This is a genomic window from Mesorhizobium sp. M1A.F.Ca.IN.020.03.2.1 (assembly GCF_004023205.1).
Classification (GTDB): domain Bacteria; phylum Pseudomonadota; class Alphaproteobacteria; order Rhizobiales; family Rhizobiaceae; genus Mesorhizobium.
In genome coordinates this window covers 1-474 of record NZ_RZSV01000511.1, presented here as the reverse complement: position 1 = coordinate 474, position 474 = coordinate 1, and the positions used below count along the sequence as shown (strand labels likewise).

Annotated in this window: 1 protein-coding gene and 1 pseudogene; both read right to left on the bottom strand. The window is 64.3% G+C overall.

The window, feature by feature from the left end; translation table 11 throughout:
- A partial coding sequence (locus EOA79_RS32445) for a 3-hydroxyacyl-CoA dehydrogenase NAD-binding domain-containing protein (protein WP_245489990.1) occupies positions 1-168 on the bottom strand: 168 nt, incomplete at its 3' end.
- Positions 169-170: 2 nt separating this feature from the next.
- A pseudogene (locus tag EOA79_RS32440) lies at positions 171-474 on the bottom strand (HD domain-containing protein); the annotation flags it as partial.

Below are 474 nucleotides of genomic sequence, written 5' to 3'. Positions count from 1 at the left end.
CTGCTTGTAAGCGCGGCGTGCGCCCTTCATCACCTCGCCGACTTTGCGCGACGCCTCGGGATCGGGATCGAAGATCGAGACATCGATGCCGTTCAAGAGCAGGCGCGCCACCCAGCCGGCGCCGATGACGCCGCCGCCGATGGCGGCCGCCTTGTTGATGATGCTCATGGTCAGGCTCCGGTTCTGGTCTTGGCTGTTTCGGGATCGGAAAGCGGCACGCGCTCGCCGGCGCGGATCACGGCCGGGTCGTAAGCTTTGCGCGCGAAGACTTCGAGCACGAGGGGCCGGAAGAACTCGATCGGCAGCGTCTCGTAGTCGGGATCGAAGCTCGACTGGTCCCAGCGCTCGCAGAACCGGTCGCAATCGTCGAAATAGAGATGGCCGGCGAAGCGATCGCGGGCATGCTGGTTGCCGCCCAAATGATGCGCGTAATAGAGGCGCTGGAAGTCGCCGTGCTTTTCGACAACCCAGGTG